This is a genomic window from Mycobacterium sp. (genome assembly GCF_050701515.1).
GTDB lineage: Bacteria > Actinomycetota > Actinomycetes > Mycobacteriales > Mycobacteriaceae > Mycobacterium.
The window spans coordinates 1-2,482 of sequence record NZ_JBOGDB010000134.1 but is presented as its reverse complement, the minus strand read 5'-3'; the positions used below and the strand labels follow the sequence as shown (position 1 = coordinate 2,482).

The window sequence follows — 2,482 nt, the reverse complement described above, 5'->3', positions numbered from 1 at the left end:
GGACAACAGGTCGGCGATGGAGCCGGCGGCCTCATTGGAGTAGGCGAGGCTGTCGGCGAGGTCTTGCTTGCGGTCGGCCAGTGCGCGCATCAATTCCGACAACGAGTCGATGGCCGTGCCCAACTTGTCACTTCGATCGCCCAAAGAGCCGAGCACGATGTTGAGGTTCACGACCACCTGGCCGATCAGCGCGTCCCGGTCGGCCAGCGTGTTCGTCAGGACCGCGATCTGGGCCAGGATGGAGCCGATGGTTGGCCCTTGACCTTGAAACGCCGCGATCAGCTGAGAGCTGAGCGAGTTGACCTGTTCGGGGTCCAAAGCGCGGAATAGCGGTCGGAAGCCGCCGATCAGGGCGTCCAGATCAAGCGCCGGCGAGGTGCTGTCAGCTGGGATGGTGCCGCCGGGAGACAGTTTCGTGGGCGATCCCGGGCCTTGTTCGAGAGCCAGGTAGCGCCCGCCGATCAGATCGGCATATCGGATCACCGCCTGGGTGCCCTCGGTGAGGACCACGGAATCGTCGGTGGAAAATGTCACCTGCACGGTGGCGTCGTCTCGGACCCGAATGTTTTTGACCTTGCCGACCTCCACGCCGGCGATGCGCACGAAGTTGCCGTTTTTCAGACCGGTGACGGTACTGAAAATCGCGTTAAAGGTCTGCGCGCCCTGGAACCGTAGCTGGGCATAGATGGCAATCAGCGCGAACGCGCCCAGCACGCACACCGTGACGAAGATCGCGAGGCGCCACACGATCCCGGTTAGGTTGTGTCGCATTGTATTTCACTTCTTCCGGCTGGTGCTGTCTGGACGGTGTGCGCGGGTGCGCTCACGGCGGCGGTGGGGGGACGCCCGGGTACAGCGGGGTGCCGTCGGGCCCGTACTGGGGCGCCCCGTACGGAGGGGCGCCGGGGTATGGGATCGGGCCGGGTGCTGGGCCGCCTGGATACCGGATGCTCGGCGGCTCGGGCACGGCGCGAGTGACCGGCAGGTAGTTGGCCCATCCAGGAAATCCGATGCCGGGATTCGGTCGAACATCCAGCCCGGTGCCGAATCCGGTGTTGGCCACCAGATAACGAACCGGCCAGTTGTCGGCGACGTCGGGCAGCGAACCGCAACCGGGTTTGCCGCCGGGACCCCCCTTGGCGGCAACGATCGGCAGATTGTCCGGGTAGCGGTAGGGATCGTCACCGAAGAGAAGCTGGGCGTCCATGATGGTCGATTTGCCGTTGGCACCCCCGAGCATCTGGGCCAGGTCGACGAGGGTTCTATCGGCCCCGACCAACACACAGGTCAGCTCGGGGTTGTATTTCATCAGCAAGTCAGCGGTGGGTCGCAGCTGGTTGATCCCGGTAATGAGGTTGTCTTTGCTCGGGCCCAGCGTCGCGACGCCGCTGCGGGACAGTCCGGCTACGCCCAACAGCAGCGCGTCGAGCTCGCTGGCCTGCGTGGTCACCGTGGTGCTGACAGTGCTTGCCGCCGCCAGCGTGTCGAGGAGGTCTGGGGCCGCCGCGTCGAAGGTCTGAGCGACCCCCTGCAGCGCATGCCAGTCCTCGCGAATGGTGTCGGTGCGCGGATTGATCGCCTGCAGAAGCTCATTGGTGTCGGTGATCGATTCACCAAGGCTCTGGCCTCGTCCGCGCAGACCCTCAGCAAGCGCCGACAACACCGCGTTGAGCTTGGCCGGATCAATCTGTTCTATCAGCAGCACAAGGTTTTCGAAGACGGTGTTGACTTCGGTGGCTACGTTTTGCGATTGCAGAACCGTACCCTCGGCCAGTCGCTGCGCGCTGGGATGCGGGGGGTAGACGAGGTCCACGTACTTCGCGCCGAACAGCGATGTGGCATTGATCCGCGCCTCGACGTTCGCGGGAATGTATTTGATTTGGTCCTGGTCGAGCTCCAGTCGCAGGGTTTGCGAGTTGAGGCCGGCCGAGACGGTGGCGACGTGCCCGATCTGCACGCCGCGCATCTTCACCTTCGCGTTTGGCTCCATCACCAGACCGGTGCGGTCGGATGTCAAGGTGACCACCACGCCCGAGGACAAGGTTCTGTTGAACAGAGCCACACTCAACGCCATGGCCGCAACCAGGCTGGCAACCAACAGGGCCGCCAACCACCCGGAGGCGATGCGGGGTTTTCCTTGGCGCGCCAACTTGTCACCCCGCGAAGTTGAAGTTGCCGGTCTGGCCGTAAAGGGCCAGCGTGAAGAAAAGCACTAGGAACGCCGCCGCGATCAGCGAGGTCCGCGTCGCTTGGCCCACCGCCTTGCCCACGCCGGCGGGCCCACCCGTCGCGGTGTATCCGTAATAGGTGTGGATCAGCATGATTACGATCACTTCGGCGATCGTGACGATGAAGGAGCGCACCAGGTCCCCGTAAACGAGGAAGGTGTCGAAGTAGTGCTGATAGACGCCGCTGGACTGCCCGTATATCAGAGTGGTGACCGCGAAGCCGGCCGAATACCCCAACAGCAGTCCCACGCTGT

General features: G+C 63.9%; 3 protein-coding genes. All 3 read right to left on the bottom strand.

Going from position 1 to position 2,482, the window contains the following annotated elements:
• The coding region (locus ACRDU5_RS11000) for an MCE family protein (RefSeq protein ID WP_526614535.1) at positions 1–771 on the bottom strand (771 nt) is incomplete at its 3' end.
• 52 nt (positions 772–823) lie between these two features.
• Positions 824–2,149 carry an MCE family protein gene (locus tag ACRDU5_RS10995; RefSeq protein ID WP_526614534.1) on the bottom strand — a complete coding sequence of 442 codons (1,326 nt, stop codon included), beginning with the start codon at positions 2,147–2,149 and terminating at the stop codon, positions 824–826.
• Positions 2,150–2,153: 4 nt separating this feature from the next.
• A partial coding sequence (locus tag ACRDU5_RS10990; RefSeq protein WP_526614533.1) for an ABC transporter permease occupies positions 2,154–2,482 on the bottom strand: 329 nt, incomplete at its 5' end.